Source organism: Acidovorax sp. BoFeN1, assembly GCF_003345135.1.
In the GTDB taxonomy this organism is placed as follows: Bacteria; Pseudomonadota; Gammaproteobacteria; order Burkholderiales; family Burkholderiaceae_C; genus Acidovorax; species Acidovorax defluvii.
In genome coordinates this window covers 1-16,089 of record NZ_QOZT01000086.1, presented here as the reverse complement: position 1 = coordinate 16,089, position 16,089 = coordinate 1, and the positions used below count along the sequence as shown (strand labels likewise).

Genomic DNA, 16,089 nt, shown 5'->3' with positions numbered 1-16,089 from the left:
CGCCCAACGAGGCCCGCGTGCTGGCCACGCTGATGGAGAAAGCCCGCACGGTGCCCGACAGCTACCCCATGTCGCTCAACGGCCTGCTGACCGGCTGCAACCAGAAAACCAGCCGCGAGCCTGTAATGCAGCTCAGCGATGCCCAAGCGCAAGAGGCGCTCGACGCCCTCAAACTCCTGAGCCTGGCGTTTGAAAGCAGCGGCAACCGCACCACGCGGTGGGAGCACAATTTTCAGCGCGGCGTGGGTGTGCCCGAGCAATCGGCCGTGCTGCTGGGCCTGTTGATGCTGCGCGGCCCGCAAACGGCGGGCGAGTTGCGCATCAACGCCGAGCGCTGGTACCGGTTTGCCGACATTTCCTCGGTCGAAGCCTTTCTGGACGAGCTGCAGGAGCGCAGCGCCGAAAAAGGTGGCCCGCTGGTGGTGCAATTGCCCCGCGCGCCGGGTGCACGGGAGCAGCGCTGGGCGCACCTGCTGTGCGGGCCGGTGGATGCCAGCAGCGCCAGCGTGCATGCCACCGGGGGCAGCGCAATGGGCGCAGCTGCTTTACAGGCACGGGTGGAGGTGCTGGAGTTTGAGGTGGCCAGCTTGCGCACCACGGTGCAGCGGCTGTGCTCCGAGCTCGGAATTTCCCCTGACTCCACCCCGATGTCGCCACCCGGACAGGAATAAAACGAACGCCCGTGCTACAACCACGCAATCACTAGGAGACGCACCGCATGGATCTCGCATTCACCCCCGAAGAACAGGCCTTTCGCGAAGAAGTTCGCGCATGGGTTCAAAGCAACCTGCCCAAGGAAATTTCCCACAAGGTCCACAACGCCTTGCGCCTGACGCGCGACGACCTGCAAGGCTGGGCCAAGATTCTGGGCAAGAAGGGCTGGCTCGGCTTTGGCTGGCCCAAAGAGTTTGGCGGCCCCGGCTGGACGGCCGTGCAAAAGCACCTGTTTGAAGAAGAGTGCGCGCTGGCTGGCGCACCCCGCATCATTCCGTTTGGCCCCGTCATGGTCGCCCCGGTAATCATGGCCTTTGGCAATGCCGAGCAGCAAAAGCGCTTTCTGCCTGGCATCGCCAGCGGCGAAGTGTGGTGGAGCCAGGGCTACAGCGAACCCGGCTCGGGCTCGGACCTGGCCTCGGTCAAGACGCGCGCCGAACGCGTGGGCGACAAATACATCGTCAACGGCCAAAAGACCTGGACCACGCTGGGCCAGTATGGCGACTGGATGTTCAACCTGGTGCGCACCAGCACCGAGGGCAAGCCCCAGACCGGCATCTCCTTCCTGCTGCTGGACATGAAGTCCAAGGGCGTCACCGTGCGCCCCATCAAGCTGCTCGATGGCGAATGCGAGGTCAACGAAGTGTTCTTCGACAACGTCGAAGTGCCGGCCGAGAACCTGATCGGCGAAGAGAACAAGGGCTGGACCTACGCCAAGCACCTGCTGAGCCACGAACGCACCAATATCGCCGACGTGAACCGCAGCAAGCGCGAGCTGGAGCGCCTCAAACGCATCGCCAAGACCGAAGGCGTGTGGGATGACCAGCGTTTCCGTGACCAGATCGCGCTGCTCGAAGTGGACATCGTGGCGCTGGAGATGATGGTGCTGCGCGTGCTCTCGGCTGAAAAGTCGGGCAAGAACTCGCTCGACATCGCCGGCCTGCTCAAGATCAAGGGCAGCGAGATCCAGCAGCGTTATGCCGAGCTGATGATGCTGGCCGCAGGCCCCTTTGCCATGCCCTTCATCGAAGAGGCCATGGAGGCTGGCTGGCAGGGTGACGCTACCGCAGGGGCGCTGGGAGGCTTCCCCGGCGGTGTCACCGCCAACGCGCCACTGGCATCCACCTACTTCAACCTGCGCAAGACCACCATTTACGGCGGCTCGAACGAAGTGCAAAGAAACATCGTCGCGCAGACTGTGCTCGGCTGAAGCCGACAACAGTCCGCGCTTTGCACGACAGGACTGCTCCCCCGTGCCCCCTCCGGGAGGGGGTTCCAGCTAGAGCTTCGCTGGTTGTATGAAGAAGGCGCCACGGCGCCACAACCGGCACAAGGAGAGACACATGGATTTCGATTTTTCTGACGACCAGGAACAACTGCGCGACGCCGTGCGCAAGTGGGTGGACAAGGGCTACACGTTCGAGCGCCGCCGCGCTGCCGTGGCCGCCGGTGGTTTTGACCGCGCCGCCTGGAACGAGCTGGCCGAGCTGGGCCTGACCGCTCTGACCGTGCCCGAAGCCCACGACGGCATGGGCCAGGGCGCCATCGACGCCATGGTGGTGGCCGAAGAACTGGGCCGCGGCATCGTGCTGGAGCCCATCGCTCAGGCCTTCATGGCCAGCGCCGTGCTGTCGCACCATGCGCCCGCCGCCGTGCAATCGGCCTGGCTGCCCCGCGTGGCCAGTGGCGAAGCCCTGGTGGTGCTGGCCCAGCAGGAGCGCAAGGCGCGCTACCGCCTTGATATTTGTGAGGCAAAAGCGGCCCCAGCACAATCAGGGTATGCGGTAACAGCTATTAAAAGCATAGTTTCCGCTGGTGACCAGGCCGACGCGTTCATCGTTCCTGCGCAGCTCGACGGCAAGATCGCCCTCTTCCTGGTGGAACGTGCGGCAGCTGGCGTGATCACGCGTGGCTACGTCACCCAGGACGGCAGCCGCGCCGCTGAAGTGCAGCTCGTCAACGCCCCCGCCACGCTCATCACCACCGACGGCCTGGCCGCGCTGGAGCTGGCCGTGGACACCGGCATTGCCGCGACCTGCGCCGAAGCCGTGGGCGTGATGGACAAGACCGTGGCCATCACGGTCGAATACATGAACCAGCGCAAGCAGTTCGGCGTGGTCATCGCCAGTTTCCAGGCCCTGCGCCACCGCGTTGCCGACATGAAGATGCAGCTGGAACTGGCCCGCTCGATGAGCTACTACGCCAGCCTCAAGCTGGGCGCCCCCGCCGCCGAACGCCGCGCCGCCATGGCCCGCGCCAAGGTGCAACTGGGCCAGTCGATGCGCTTTGTGGGCCAGCAGGCCGTGCAACTGCATGGCGGCATCGGAGTGACGGACGAATACATCGTGAGCCACTATTTCAAGAAGCTCACGCAACTGGAAGTGGCCTTTGGCGACACGCTGCACTACCTGGGTGAAGTGTCGGCGCGTATGCAGGACACGGCGGGGGTGTTTGCCTGAAGCTTGGGTCGTGCACCAAGACAAACCGCCTTCGGGCGGTTTTTTTTCCGCGCTCACGGCAAGTCCACGGTTCAGGTCAGCTGAAAATTCACCGGATACAAGGGCGGCGGCAGGTCCTTCTCGCCCAGCGATTCGCGCAAATTGATTTCGATGGCCCGGCACAGGGTATCGAGAGGCAGGTCGTTGCTTTCGAGGCCGAAGGGTTCCTCGATTTCGTCGCCCAGCGCATCCAGGCCAAAGAAGGTGTAGGCCACGATGCCCACCACAAACGGCGTCATGAAGCCCGTGGTGTCCACCAGTCCAAAGGGTAGCAAAAAGCAGTACATGTAGGCCGTGCGGTGCAGCAGCAGGGTGTACGAAAACGGCACGGGCGTGTTCTTGATGCGCTCGCACGATGCGGCAGATGCGGTCAGGGACGACAGCGTGGCATCCATCGGCACCGCCAGGCAGGGCTCGATCTGCCCCTGGCGCACGCACGCTCCCAGGTCGCGCCCCATGTGCAGCATGAGCGTGCTGGCGGGGTTGAGGCTGCTGCGGGTCTGTTCAAACTCGGCTGCGGTCAGCCAGCGCTGCAGCACCGTGTCATCGCGCTGGTCGCGCAGTTGCAGCCGCAGCGCATGCACAAATGCAATCGCACGGTGCACCATGCGTATGCGCACGTCATCGTCGCGCCGCGCAGGGTCCAGAGGCACCGGCAGGTCAATCAAGCCCTGGCACTGGCGCGACAGCGTGCGGGTGCGGTGCACGATCTCGCCCCACAGTTTGCGCGCTTCCCAGTAGCGGTCGTAGGCGGTGGTGCTGCGAAACCCCAGAAAAATCGCCAGCGGCAGGCCAATCAGGGTGAACGGGATGGCGGTGAGCGTGATCTTGAGCGAGAACAGGTTGCCGTGCATCACGGTGACCAGCGTTGCCAGCAAGATATTGAGCAGCAGGGTCAGGCGGATACGTTGCAGCACCGAACCGCGCAGCACCAGAAACAACCGCAGCCCGGAGGGACGCTCACGAACAATCATGCCGAAAAACCAAGGGTAAACGCTTATTTGACCACAACCAATCTACCGGCCACGAAGGCCGCGCGCCCTGCATAACCAGGCATCGGGCCGTCCCGTCAGACCAGCAAGCGCGATGATTTGGGCACATGCGCCATCAAAAACTCCATCTGATCGGCCAGGATGCGCCGGTTGCGCAGAATGAAGTCTTCCCACAGGCTGGGCACGTAGGGTGCGTACAGCAGCGGCATGTGCGCCTGCTCGGGCGTGCGCGGGCCCTTGCGGTGGTTGCAGGGGCGGCATGCGGTGACCACGTTCATCCAGTGGTTCTGCCCGTTGCGCGCAAACGGCACGATGTGCTCGCGCGTGAGGTCTTCTTCATGAAAATGCCCGCCGCAGTAGGCGCACACATTGCGGTCGCGCGCAAACAGCTTGCTGTTGGTGAGACTGGGCTTGAGATCGAAGGGATTGATGCCCGACACGCCCCGGGTACCGATGATGCTGTTGACGGAAATCACCGATTGCTCGCCCGTGATGGCGTTGTAGCCACCCCGAAAGCGGGCGATCTGCCCACCCGATTCCCAGCGCACCTCTGCGGCGGCGTAGTGAATCACCGCCTGCTCCAACGTGATCCACGATTGGGGCAGCCCTTGGGCTGACAGTTTCAAGACCTTCAAAACACGCCTCCTGGAACAAAAGTACACAAGGATCGCAACGGTGATGTCTCGCGGGCAGCCCTGCGCCGGGCCATCCGTGGGTCACAATATACTCCGTTTTCATGACAAATTGGCGTCTTGCGCTTGATACATCAGCGCAGACTGCTATCAAAACAATATCAAAGCGATGAAGATCTTTCGCGGCTTCCACCACCCGGACATCGCCCGCGCCTGTGCGCTGACCATTGGCAATTTCGACGGCGTGCACCGGGGCCACCAGGCCATGCTGGCCCTGCTGAACAGCGAGGCTGCGCAACGGGGCGTGGAAAGTTGTGTGCTCACATTCGAGCCCCATCCGCGCGACTATTTCGCGGGCGTGCACCGCAAGCCCGACCTGGCCCCGGCACGCATCGGCACGCTGCGCGACAAGCTCACTGAGCTCAATCGCTGCGGCGTGCAGCAAACCATAGTGCTGCCATTTGATGCGCGGCTGGCAGCCCAGTCGCCCCAGGCCTTCATCGACGAGGTGCTTGTGCGCGGCCTGGGCGCCCGCTATGTGCTGGTGGGCGACGATTTCCGTTTTGGCGCCCAGCGGGCGGGCGACTACGCCATGCTTGACGCCGCTGGCCCGGCCCACGGGTTTGATGTGGCGCGCATGAACAGCTACGAAATCTCTGCCCCCCAGGCGCGGCCCGGCAGCAGCGGGCCTGGCCTGCGCGTATCCAGCTCGGCCGTGCGCCAGGCCCTGGCTGCGGGCGACATGCAAGCGGCGGCGCGCCTGCTGGGTCGGCCCTACGCCATCAGCGGCCATGTCGTGCACGGGCGCAAGCTGGGGCGCGCGCTGGGCGCCAGCAGCGCCGCGGCTGGGGATGGCTTTCGCACCCTCAATCTGCGCTTTGCCCACTGGAAGCCCGCCGCCAGCGGCATCTTCGCCGTGCTGGTGCATGGCCTGAGCAATGCCCCGCTGCCGGGCGTGGCGAACCTGGGCGTGCGCCCCTCGCTGGACCCCCATGACGTGAACGGTGGCCGCGTGCTGCTCGAAACCCATTGCCTGACCTGGCCCGCCGATCTGGGGCCTGAAGGGGCGTACGGTAAAATCGTGCGCGTGGAACTGCTGCACAAACTGCACGATGAGCTGAAATACGACGGTCTTGATGCCCTGACGGCGGGCATTGCCAAAGACTGCGCTGATGCACGTGCTTACTTTGCGTCGGCCCACGCCCTCACGCTCACCAGTTTGCAAACCGAGACCCGGCGCCAGACCACGCGCGACCGAATTTGAGGTGGCTGCCTGCGCAGCGCCTGCATGGCGAACCCCCTCGCTTGTCGTACCCTCTTCCCGTTTTTGACCCGGGCCAGCCCCGGAATGCCCCGTTTTAAGGCCCATCCATGTCCGACAACGCCAGTCCCGCACCCACCGATTACCGCAGCACGCTGAACCTGCCCGACACGCCCTTCCCGATGCGTGGCGATCTGCCCAAGCGCGAGCCGGGCTGGGTCAAGGAGTGGGAAGACCAGGGCATCTACAAAAAGCTGCGCGATGCGCGCTGCGGCAAGCCCAAGTTCATCCTGCACGACGGCCCGCCCTACGCCAACGGGCAGCTGCACATCGGCCACGCGGTGAACAAGATCCTCAAGGACATGATCACCAAGGCGCGCCAGCTCGAAGGCTTCGATGCGCTGTACGTGCCCGGCTGGGACTGCCACGGCCTGCCCATCGAAAACGCCATCGAAAAACTGCACGGCCGCAACCTGCCGCGCGACGAGATGCAGGCCAAGAGCCGCGCCTTTGCCACCGAGCAGATCGCGCAGCAGATGCAGGACTTCAAGCGCCTCGGTGTGCTGGGCGAATGGGACAACCCCTACAAGACCATGAACTACGCCAACGAGGCGGGCGAGTTGCGCGCCTTGAAGCGCGTGATGGAGCGCGGTTACGTGTACCGCGGCCTCAAGCCCGTGTACTGGTGCTTTGACTGCGGCTCGTCGCTGGCCGAGTTTGAGATCGAATACCAGGACAAGAAGAGCCAGACGCTGGACGTGGCCTTCAAGGCGCACAACCCGGCCCAGCTGGCGGCTGCCTTCGGCCTGACCGCGCTGACCAAAGACGCCTTCGCCGTCATCTGGACCACCACCGCCTGGACCATCCCCGCCAACCAGGCGCTCAACCTCAACCCCGAGCTGCCCTACGCCCTGGTAGACACCGAGCGCGGCCTGCTGATCGTGGCCGAGACGCTGGTCGAGTCCTGTCTGCAGCGCTGGAGCCTGCAAGGCCAGGTGCTGGCCGTGGCCCAGGGAGAAAAGCTTGCGGGCATCGAGTTTGAGCACCCGCTGCACGATGTGGATGCCGGCTACAAACGCCTTTCGCCCGTGTACCTGGCCGAATACGCCACCGCCACCGACGGCACCGGTCTCGTGCACTCGTCACCCGCCTATGGCGTAGAGGATTTCAACTCCTGCGTGGCGCACGGCATGCAGTACGACGACATCCTCAACCCGGTGCTAGGCAACGGCCGCTACGACGAATCGCTGGCGCTGTTCGGCGGGCTCAATATCTGGAAAGCCTGCCCCATCATCATCGAGGCGCTGCAGGCCGCCGGCCGCCTGCTGGGCACCACCACCATCACACACAGCTACCCGCACTGCTGGCGCCACAAGACGCCCGTGATCTACCGCGCGGCCGCCCAGTGGTTCGTGCGCATGGACGAGGGCGAAGGCGTGTTCACCACCGACAAGGCCCCCGGCACGCTGCGCCAGACGGCCCTGGCCGCCATCGAGCAGACGCATTTCTACCCCGAGAACGGCAAGTCGCGCCTGCGCGACATGATCGCCGGTCGGCCCGACTGGTGCATCTCGCGCCAGCGCAGCTGGGGCGTGCCCCTGCCGTTTTTCCTGCACAAGGATTCGGGCGAGCTGCACCCGCGCACCATGGAAATCATCGACCAGGCGGCTTCAATAGTCGAGCAGGGCGGCATCGAGGCCTGGAGCCGCATGACGGCCGAAGAGGTGCTGGGCGCCGCCGACGCCGCGCACTACACCAAGAGCACCGACATCCTGGAAGTGTGGTTCGACTCGGGCTCCACCTTCTGGCATGTGATGCGCGGCACGCACGGCAGCATGCACCACGACGAAGGCCCCGAGGCCGACCTCTACCTCGAAGGCCACGACCAGCACCGCGGCTGGTTCCACAGCTCGCTGCTGCTGGCCAGCGCCATCTATGGCCGCGCGCCCTACCGCGGCCTGCTCACGCACGGCTTCACGGTGGACGGCCAGGGCAAGAAAATGAGCAAGTCGGTGGGCAACACCGTCTCGCCGCAAGAGGTGAGTGGGAAGCTCGGCGCCGAAATCATCCGCCTGTGGTGCGCCGCCACCGACTACTCGGGCGACCTGGCGATTGACGACAAGATCCTCGCACGCGTGGTCGATGCCTACCGCCGCATCCGCAACACGCTGCGCTTTTTGCTGGCCAACGTGAGCGACTTCGACCCCGCCGCGGACGCCGTGCCCTTTGAGCAGATGCTCGAAATCGACCGCTACGCGCTGGTGCGCGCCGCGCAGTTCCAGGAAGACATCCTGGCCCACTACAAGGTGTATGAGTTCCACCCCGTGGTCGCCAAGCTGCAGCTGTATTGCTCGGAAGACCTGGGCGGTTTTTACCTCGACGTGCTCAAGGACCGCCTCTACACCACCGCGCCCAAGAGCCTGGCACGGCGCAGCGCCCAGACCGCGCTGCACCAGATCACGCACGCCATGCTGCGCTGGATGGCACCGTTCCTGTCGTTCACGGCCGAAGAGGCCTGGAAGATCTTTGGCGACTCCGATTCGATCTTCATGGAGACCTTCTCGGCGCTGGGCCAGAGCGACGATGGCCTGCTGGCCAAGTGGCGCCGCATCCGTGAAATCCGCGACGCCGTCAACAAGGACATCGAGGCCTTGCGCGCCGCCGGCCAGGTGGGCGCCTCGCTGCAGGCCTGCGTCACGCTGACGGTGGCACCGGAAGACCATGCCCTGCTCGCCAGCCTGGGGGATGATCTGAAGTTCGTCTTCATCACATCCACTATTGAATTGATAGCTGGAAGCGCTTTGCAGGTAAGCGCGAAAGCCAGTTTTGATGCCAAATGCGAGCGCTGCTGGCATTACAGCGCCGACGTGGGCCACGATGCAGCCCACCCCACCCTGTGCGGCCGCTGCACCAGCAACCTCTTTGGCAGCGGTGAAGACCGCAAGGTGGCCTGATGGCGCGGAGCAACTCCTCGCTCGTGCGCGGCCCGGGCACCAGTTTGTGGCCCTGGCTGGCTTGGGCGGTCGTCATTCTTTTGGCCGACCAGTTCACCAAGACGCTGATCCTGGGCTATTACCGGCTGGGCGATGCCACCACCATCACCAGCTTCTTCAACATCGTGCGGGCGCACAACACGGGTGCGGCCTTCTCGTTTCTGGCCGACGCGGGCGGCTGGCAGCGCTGGCTGTTCACGGGCATTGGCGTGGCCGCCACGGTGTTCATCGTCTGGCAACTGCGCGCGCACCCGGGGCAAAAGCTGTTTTGCTTTGCGCTGTCGAGCATCCTTGGGGGCGCCGTGGGCAATGTGGTGGACCGGCTGATGCACGGCTATGTGGTGGATTTTCTCGACTTCCACTGGGCGGGTTACCACTTTCCGGCGTTCAACATTGCCGACGCCGGCATTACGGTGGGCGCGGCCTGCCTGATCCTGGACGAGTTGCTGCGCGTGAGAAACGCGCGTTGAGCCAGCAGCACCCACGCCCACCCCATGCGGGCGTGACCAATGCCATCAGGGCCCTCGCGGGTGGGGCGGTGTGCGGGGCTATAGTTGCACGCTTCTTTCCATGAAGCATCTCCTCAATCTTCTTGCTGCCGTGGCCCTGTTGATCTGGGGCACCCATCTGGTGCGCACCGGCATCTTGCGCGTCTTTGGCGCCAACCTGCGCCAGCTGATCTCGCGCAGCGTCAGCACCCGCCTCACGGCCGTGCTTTCGGGCATTGGCGTCACGGCACTGGTGCAGTCCAGCACCGCCACCGCCCTCATTGTTTCTTCGTTCGTCGGCCAGGGCCTGGTGGGCCTGCCGGCCGCGCTGGCCGTGATGCTGGGCGCCGACGTGGGCACCAGCGTGATGGCCGTGGTGTTTGCGATGGACTTGTCCTGGCTCTCGCCCCTGTTCATCTTTATCGGTGTGGTGCTGTTCATCTCGCGCCAGGACACCACCGTGGGGCGCGTGGGCAGGGTGCTGATCGGTCTGGGGCTGATGCTGCTGGCCTTGCGGCTCATCACCGATTCGACCATGGTCCTCATGCAGTCGCCCACCGTACGCACCCTGCTGGAAGCTCTCACCAGCGATCTGCTGCTGGAGCTCTTCACCGGTGCTGTGCTGGCCGTGGTGTCTTATTCGAGCCTCGCCACGGTGCTGCTGACCGCCACGCTGGCGGGTTCTGGCGGCATTCCGGTGGAAGTGGCGCTGGGCCTGGTGCTGGGCGCCAATCTGGGCAGCGGGCTGCTGGCGGTGCTGACCACGCTCAAGTCCAATGTGCAGACACGCCAGGTGCCGCTGGGCAACCTGGTGTTCAAGATCGTGGGCGTGCTCATCATGATGCCGCTGGTCGGCCTGTGGCTGCGCCATGTGCGCCCGTTTGTTCCGGATGCAGCCACGCTGGTGGTGCTATTCCATCTGGCGTTCAACACCGTGGTGGGCCTGGCGTGCATCGGCCTGACTGGCACGGTGGCGCGCTTGGTGCAGCGCCTGCTGCCGCACGAAGAGGCGCCCACGGCAGGCGCCCGTCCGCAGCACCTCGACCCCTCGGCCCTGGCCACGCCCTCGCTGGCCATTTCGTGCGCCGCCCGCGAGGCGCTGCACCAGGCCGATGTGGTCGAGTCGATGCTGATGGGCATGCACCAGGTTATCCGCACCGATGACCTCAAGCTGGCCCAGGACCTGCGCAAACTCGATGACCAGGTGGACGACCTGTATTCGGCCATCAAGTACTACATGACCAAGATCTCGCGCGAGGCCCTGGACGAGCGCGAGGGCCGGCGCTGGGCCGACATCATCAGCTTCACCATCAACATGGAGCAGATCGGCGACATCATCGAGCGGGTGCTGATCGACATCGAGGACAAGAAGATCAAGAAGGGGCGCCAGTTCTCCGATGCCGGCATGGAAGAGATCAACGAGCTGCATGCGCGGCTGGTGGACAACCTGCGCCTGGCCATGAGCGTCTTCCTGAACGGCAATGTGCGCGATGCCCAGAAACTGCTCGAAGAAAAGGTGCGCTTTCGCGACCTGGAGCATGCCTACTCGGCCACCCACCTGGCGCGCCTGTCCGACAACACGGTGCAGAGCATCGAAACCAGCTCGCTGCACATCGACCTGATCAGCGAACTCAAGCGCATCAATTCGCTGCTGTGCTCGGTGGCCTATCCCATTCTGGAATCGGCCGGCGCCCTGGCACCCAGCCGGCTGCGCACCTCGGTGCTATAGCGGGCGTTGGACGGCCGGTGGGCCGTCCCCTGCATCGTCATCGTCAATCAGCCAGGCGCCCCGCCACCAGCCGCACCACGCGGTCGCAGCGGGCGGCCAGCGACTCGTCGTGGGTGACCATCACAAACGCAGTGCCCTGGTCGCGCGCCAGTTGCAGCATGAGGTCGAACACGCCGTCGGCGGTGCTGCGGTCGAGGTTGCCAGTGGGCTCATCGGCCAGCACGCAGGCCGGCCGCGTCACCAGCGCGCGGGCAATCGCCACCCGCTGGCGCTCGCCACCCGAAAGCTCGGCCGGGCGGTGGTGCAGGCGGTCTTTCAAACCCACAGAGGTGAGCACGCGCTCGGCCTCGGCACGGCATTGCGCCAACGGCAGGCGGCGAATGCGAAGCGGCATGGCCACATTGTCGAGCGCGCTGAACTCGGGCAACAGGTGGTGGAACTGGTAGATGAAGCCCAGGTGCTGGTTGCGCAACTGGCCCTGGCGTTCGGCCGACAGCGCCGACATCTCCTCGCCCTTGAGGCGCACCGTGCCCGAGGTGGGCGCATCCAGCCCGCCCAGCAGGTGCAGCAAGGTACTCTTGCCCGAGCCCGACGCGCCCACGATGGCCAGTGTTTCGCCCGCGTGGATTTGCAGATCCACGCCATGCAGCACGGTCACATCCAGGCGGCCTTCGGTGAAACGCTTGGTCAGGCCCTTGGCTTCAAGCACCACGTTATTTTTCAAACTCATCTCCGTTATCCATGGCATGAAACTGGCGCTCGCCAGGCCAGAGCAGCCGCGCAAGGACCGCCCCGCCGCGCTGGCTGCGTCCCCCTGCCCGCATTGCAAAGCAATGCGAGAGCGGGGGGAAGACGCGAAGCGTCTCAGGGGGGTGTTTCTCATTCATAGCGAAGAGCCTCGGCAGGATTGACACGGCTGGCACGCCAGCTGGGGTAGAGCGTGGCCACAAAAGCCAGCACGAGGGAGATGACCGTGATGGGCACGATGTCGCTGCTCTGCGGCTCGCTGGGCATCTTGCTGATGAGGTAAATATCCTGCGGCAAAAAGCTGGCGTTGAGCGCGCGCTCGATGGCGGGCACGATCACATCGATGTTGCTGGCAATGGCCAGGCCCAGCAGCAGGCCGGACATCGTGCCGATCACGCCCACCATGGCGCCCTGCACCACAAAGATGCCCATGATGCTTTTGGGGCTGGCGCCCAGCGTGCGCAGGATGGCGATGTCGGCGCGCTTGTCGGTCACCGTCATCACCAGCGTGCTCACCAGGTTGAACGCGGCCACGGCCACGATCAGCGTGAGGATGATGAACATCATGCGTTTTTCCAGCTGCACGGCGGCAAACCAGGTGCGGTTTTGCTGCGTCCAGTCGCGGATCAGCAGCTGGTCGCTCAGGCTGCCCGCCAGTTGCATGGTTACCTCCCGCGCCTGGTGCAGGTCCTTGAGCTTCAAGCGGATGCCCGTGGGGCCTTCGAGGCGGAAGATGCGCTGCGCATCCTCGTGGTGCAGCAGCACCAGCGCAGAGTCGTATTCGTAATGGCCCGAGTCAAACGTGCCCGCCACCGTCATCTGCTTGAGGCGTGGCACCACGCCAGCGGGCGTCACCTGCCCGGCCGGTGCGATCAGCGTCACGGCGTCGCCTGCACGCACGCCCAGGGCGCGGGCCAGCTCGCCGCCCAGCACCACGCGAAACTCGCCCGGCACCAGCAGCTTGAGCGTCTCTTCGTTGGTGGCGGCCAGGTCGGTCACCGCGCCTTCGAGCGCCGGGTCGATGCCGCGCACCAGCGTGCCTTTCATGTCCTCGCCGCGCGCCAGCAGGGCCTGCGCACCCACAAAGGGTGCAGCGCCGATCACGTTGGGGTTTTGCCGGGCCTCGGCCAGCGTGCGTGCCACATCGGGCAGGGCCGTGCTCTGGGGCGAAAAAATCTCGATGTGCGAGACCACGCTGAGCATGCGGTCGCGCACCTCTTTCTGAAAGCCGTTCATCACGCTCAGAACAATGATCAGCGCCGCCACCCCGAGCGCGATGCCCAGCATGGACACACCCGAGATGAACGAGATGAAGCCGTTGCGCCGCGTGGCGCGCCCCGCGCGCGTGTAGCGCCAGCCCAGGGCCAGTTCGTAGGGGATTTGCATGGATTATTAAGCCTAGGAGAACTGCAATTTAGAGGGAAACCGCTTATGCGGCATGCCACTATCAAAAACCGTTTTACGGACCGACCGCATCCCTCATGCAGGCACCCCCCTCCCTTCTTCAACACCTTCGGTGCTCATCTGTATAGGAAACACCTCTGCCAACCGGTCGAGTTTCTCTCTAACTTCGGCTGCGATTGCCTCTGGAGGCACAAATGCCACCAAGCGATGCAACTCGCCCTTTCGTAAAAGCAGCCCGCCACCTACGCGCAGTGCCAATCCGCGAAAGAATTCCTCAGCAAACGTACTTAACTTGCGCCGCTCGGTTTTAGCTTCCCAGAGCACACGTGAAGCATCCGGGCTGGCCTGCCGCCAAACATCGAAGTCAGCTTGGGCACCGTCGAAGACCCGCTCCAACACCAGGTCATCTAGCACTTCGTCAATCGCTGTCTGCGTCTGCTGGGCAAAGAGGTCATCTGCAGGATACTGGCTAGCGGCATACCTTCGAAGCAAGTCTGGAGTAATGAAGTAGTTTTCCGCCTCGTATCGCTTCCAATAAACGATCTTTAGCGGCCCATCGAGCACACTCTGCTTATCCCGACCATCGTTGTCCAAGATGGCAAGTCCTCGCAATTCAGGCAAGAGATTTCGCAATCCATTGAAGTGCTGCTGAGGCGTCACACCAAATCCGCCTTCCACTCGCTCCAACTCGGCTTCGAGGTTCCTATCCGGGTAATTGTTTTGCACGTAGAAAGAATTGATACGCTCATCCCAGCGTCTGGCAACCGGGTGCCCCAATCGCTCGGCAAGGGCGCGCAACATATCCACATCGGTGCCGCCTTCCACATACAGCACATATCCCCGCTCCCGCGCCTTGACATAATGCTCGGCGCCAAAATGCTTGAGGCTATTGCGAATGTCCTGTTTTCGAGCCAGATCATCTGCGCGTCCATCCAGGAGCAAAGTGAGATTGATATCCAATGCCTCGTCGAGAATGACCTCAGAGTGAGTCACCATCACCACCTGAGAGCCGTTTTCGCTGGCGATATCGCGAAGCAGCACGTACACCTGTTTCTGACGCAAAATTTCCAGATGCGCGTCGGGCTCGTCCACCAATAGAACGCTGCCTTTGTGAGAATACAGATACGCGAAGATCAGAAGCATCTGCTGGAAGCCTCGCCCTGCGGAGGACACATCCAAAGCTTCTTTTACTCCCGGCTGGCGGTACTGCAACTCTACGCTGCCTCGTGTGGTTTCTTGTGGATCTGACAGCGAGACATTGAACAAGCGGTGCATTAACGAAGCAACCCGATGCCAGTCCTCCTTGGAGGATCGGTGCACCATCAGACACAGGTTACGCAGTACCTGCGCCGTCTGCCCCTGCCCTAGCAGAACGTCAATTCGCCCGGGCTGCAATAACGGCTCTTCAGTTTCCAAACCAGACATCGGATACAGCAGCTCCACCCGAAGCGCGGCCGCATGTCTCAACAACGAGAGGTCACCCGCCACTGCCGGGTCTGGGTGGCAGTAAACCAGTTCATCGCCCTGATTGCGAAAGCGCATCGACAGCGCTACAGCCTTGCCCTGGAACTCGACACCCACGGTGATGACCAGAGAAATGTCCTTGTTGCCAGTTCGAACCTGGGTGTTGTGCCAGAAAAATCGCGTGCGCTGTACAGGCACGGCCACGATATTGAGTCGGTTGAGTGCTGTCGCAGTGCGCTCTTTGGCAGTGGAATCCTTGCGCACGTCGTACCACGTACGAACAGCCTGCGACCAAAGTGCCAGAGCCTGGATAGCACTGGTCTTGCCGCAATTGTTCGGGCCGATGAGGACCGCAGGATGGTCCAACTCGATACGCTGCTTGTCACCAAAGCGCTTAAAGTTCTCGATCTCAAGGTAGTGCAGCAGCCGCATGGAGATATCCGCCGTAGGGGTGAACTCAGTAAACCGGCAATTGTGGCATCCCGGACAATAGGCCCATGTCGGACACCACCTCTTTGCTCATTCCCTGCGCCGCGAGCGCGGCCGAGGGTTGCCAGCAAGCCCTGCAGGGCCTGGCACTGCCCCATCTGGACCGGCTACTGGCCCGCCTGGGCCCTGCAGGCACCAGCCCCGGCGAAGAGACCAGCTTCTCCCCGCCCCACGAACGCGCGCTGGCCAACGCCCTGGGCCTGCCCCTGGACGACGGCCGCATTCCCTGGGCCGCGTGGCACCGCCACCAGCAGGGCCTGCCCACCGACGGCGAGGCCTGGGCCTTTGTCACGCCCTGCCAGTGGCATGTGAGCACCGACCACATCACCCTGCGCGACCCGGAAAGCCTGGCGCTCGACGAAGCCGCCTCGCGCGCGCTGCTGGCCATCGTGGCGCCGTGGTTTGCCGACGACGGCATCACGCTGCACTACGACCAGCCTACCCGCTGGCTGGCCAGCGGCGCGCTGTTTGCCCCGCTTGCCACCGCGTCGCTGGAGCGGGTGCTGCTGCGCGACGTGCGGCCGTGGATGCCTGAACCCCGTGCAGCGCGCACGGCCCGCACTCTGCACCGCCTGCACAGCGAGATGCAGATGCTGCTTTACACCCACGCCTTCAACGACGAACGCGCGGCGCGCGGCCTGCCGGTGGTCAACTCGTTTTGGGTGCACGGCACTGGCC

Annotated in this window: 13 protein-coding genes; 8 read left to right on the top strand and 5 right to left on the bottom strand. The window is 63.9% G+C overall.

All coding sequences use genetic code 11. The features are described from left to right. The 3 genes from DTW89_RS15950 to DTW89_RS15940 form a co-directional block, all read left to right on the top strand. The coding region (locus DTW89_RS15950; RefSeq protein WP_147277668.1) for a YceH family protein at nt 1-671 on the top strand (671 nt) is incomplete at its 5' end. A 47-nt stretch (nt 672-718) separates the two neighbouring features. Next, on the top strand, nt 719-1,924 hold the full coding sequence (locus tag DTW89_RS15945; protein WP_114656657.1) for an acyl-CoA dehydrogenase family protein: 1,206 nt from the start codon (nt 719-721) through the stop codon (nt 1,922-1,924). A gap of 133 nt (nt 1,925-2,057) precedes the next feature. After that, a complete protein-coding gene (locus DTW89_RS15940) occupies nt 2,058-3,173 on the top strand; it encodes an acyl-CoA dehydrogenase family protein (protein ID WP_114656658.1) in 1,116 nt (371 codons plus the stop codon). Between the two features lie 71 nt (nt 3,174-3,244). Here the strand turns inward: DTW89_RS15940 and DTW89_RS15935 are convergent, their stop codons facing one another. Both DTW89_RS15935 and DTW89_RS15930 read right to left on the bottom strand, forming a co-directional pair. After that, a complete protein-coding gene (locus DTW89_RS15935) occupies nt 3,245-4,186 on the bottom strand; it encodes a bestrophin family protein (protein ID WP_114656656.1) in 942 nt (313 codons plus the stop codon). A gap of 95 nt (nt 4,187-4,281) precedes the next feature. Further along, nucleotides 4,282-4,839 carry an HNH endonuclease gene (locus DTW89_RS15930; protein WP_114656655.1) on the bottom strand — a complete coding sequence of 186 codons (558 nt, stop codon included), beginning with the start codon at nt 4,837-4,839 and terminating at the stop codon, nt 4,282-4,284. Nucleotides 4,840-5,005: 166 nt separating this feature from the next. Between DTW89_RS15930 and DTW89_RS15925 the strand changes: the two genes are divergently transcribed. The 4 genes from DTW89_RS15925 to DTW89_RS15910 all read left to right on the top strand — a co-directional run bounded on the left by DTW89_RS15925 (nt 5,006) and on the right by DTW89_RS15910 (nt 11,307). Further along, a complete protein-coding gene (locus DTW89_RS15925; protein WP_114656654.1) occupies nt 5,006-6,100 on the top strand; it encodes a bifunctional riboflavin kinase/FAD synthetase in 1,095 nt (364 codons plus the stop codon). A 107-nt stretch (nt 6,101-6,207) separates the two neighbouring features. After that, nucleotides 6,208-9,051 carry an isoleucine--tRNA ligase gene (ileS, locus tag DTW89_RS15920; protein ID WP_114656653.1) on the top strand — a complete coding sequence of 948 codons (2,844 nt, stop codon included), beginning with the start codon at nt 6,208-6,210 and terminating at the stop codon, nt 9,049-9,051. Next, nucleotides 9,051-9,560, top strand: a complete 510-nt coding sequence (gene lspA / locus DTW89_RS15915) for a signal peptidase II (protein WP_114656652.1) — start codon at nt 9,051-9,053, stop codon at nt 9,558-9,560. The genes ileS and lspA overlap by 1 nt, the downstream gene beginning before the upstream one ends. A 100-nt stretch (nt 9,561-9,660) precedes the next feature. After that, complete coding sequence (locus DTW89_RS15910; RefSeq protein WP_111866143.1) at nt 9,661-11,307, top strand: Na/Pi cotransporter family protein; 1,647 nt, start codon at nt 9,661-9,663, stop codon at nt 11,305-11,307. Nucleotides 11,308-11,350: 43 nt separating this feature from the next. Here DTW89_RS15910 and lolD read toward each other — a convergent pair whose 3' ends face one another. The 3 genes from lolD to DTW89_RS15895 all read right to left on the bottom strand — a co-directional run bounded on the left by lolD (nt 11,351) and on the right by DTW89_RS15895 (nt 15,354). Next, nucleotides 11,351-12,037 (bottom strand): lipoprotein-releasing ABC transporter ATP-binding protein LolD, encoded by a 687-nt coding sequence (gene lolD, locus DTW89_RS15905; RefSeq protein WP_114656651.1) that lies wholly within the window; start codon nt 12,035-12,037, stop codon nt 11,351-11,353. Between the two features lie 149 nt (nt 12,038-12,186). Then, a complete protein-coding gene (locus tag DTW89_RS15900; protein ID WP_024814289.1) occupies nt 12,187-13,440 on the bottom strand; it encodes a lipoprotein-releasing ABC transporter permease subunit in 1,254 nt (417 codons plus the stop codon). 93 nt (nt 13,441-13,533) lie between these two features. Next, nucleotides 13,534-15,354, bottom strand: coding sequence for an ATP-dependent nuclease (locus DTW89_RS15895; RefSeq protein WP_114656650.1), 1,821 nt, complete (start codon nt 15,352-15,354; stop codon nt 13,534-13,536). A 65-nt stretch (nt 15,355-15,419) separates the two neighbouring features. Between DTW89_RS15895 and DTW89_RS15890 the strand changes: the two genes are divergently transcribed. Next, the coding region (locus DTW89_RS15890; protein WP_114656649.1) for a phosphoglycerate mutase at nt 15,420-16,089 on the top strand (670 nt) is incomplete at its 3' end.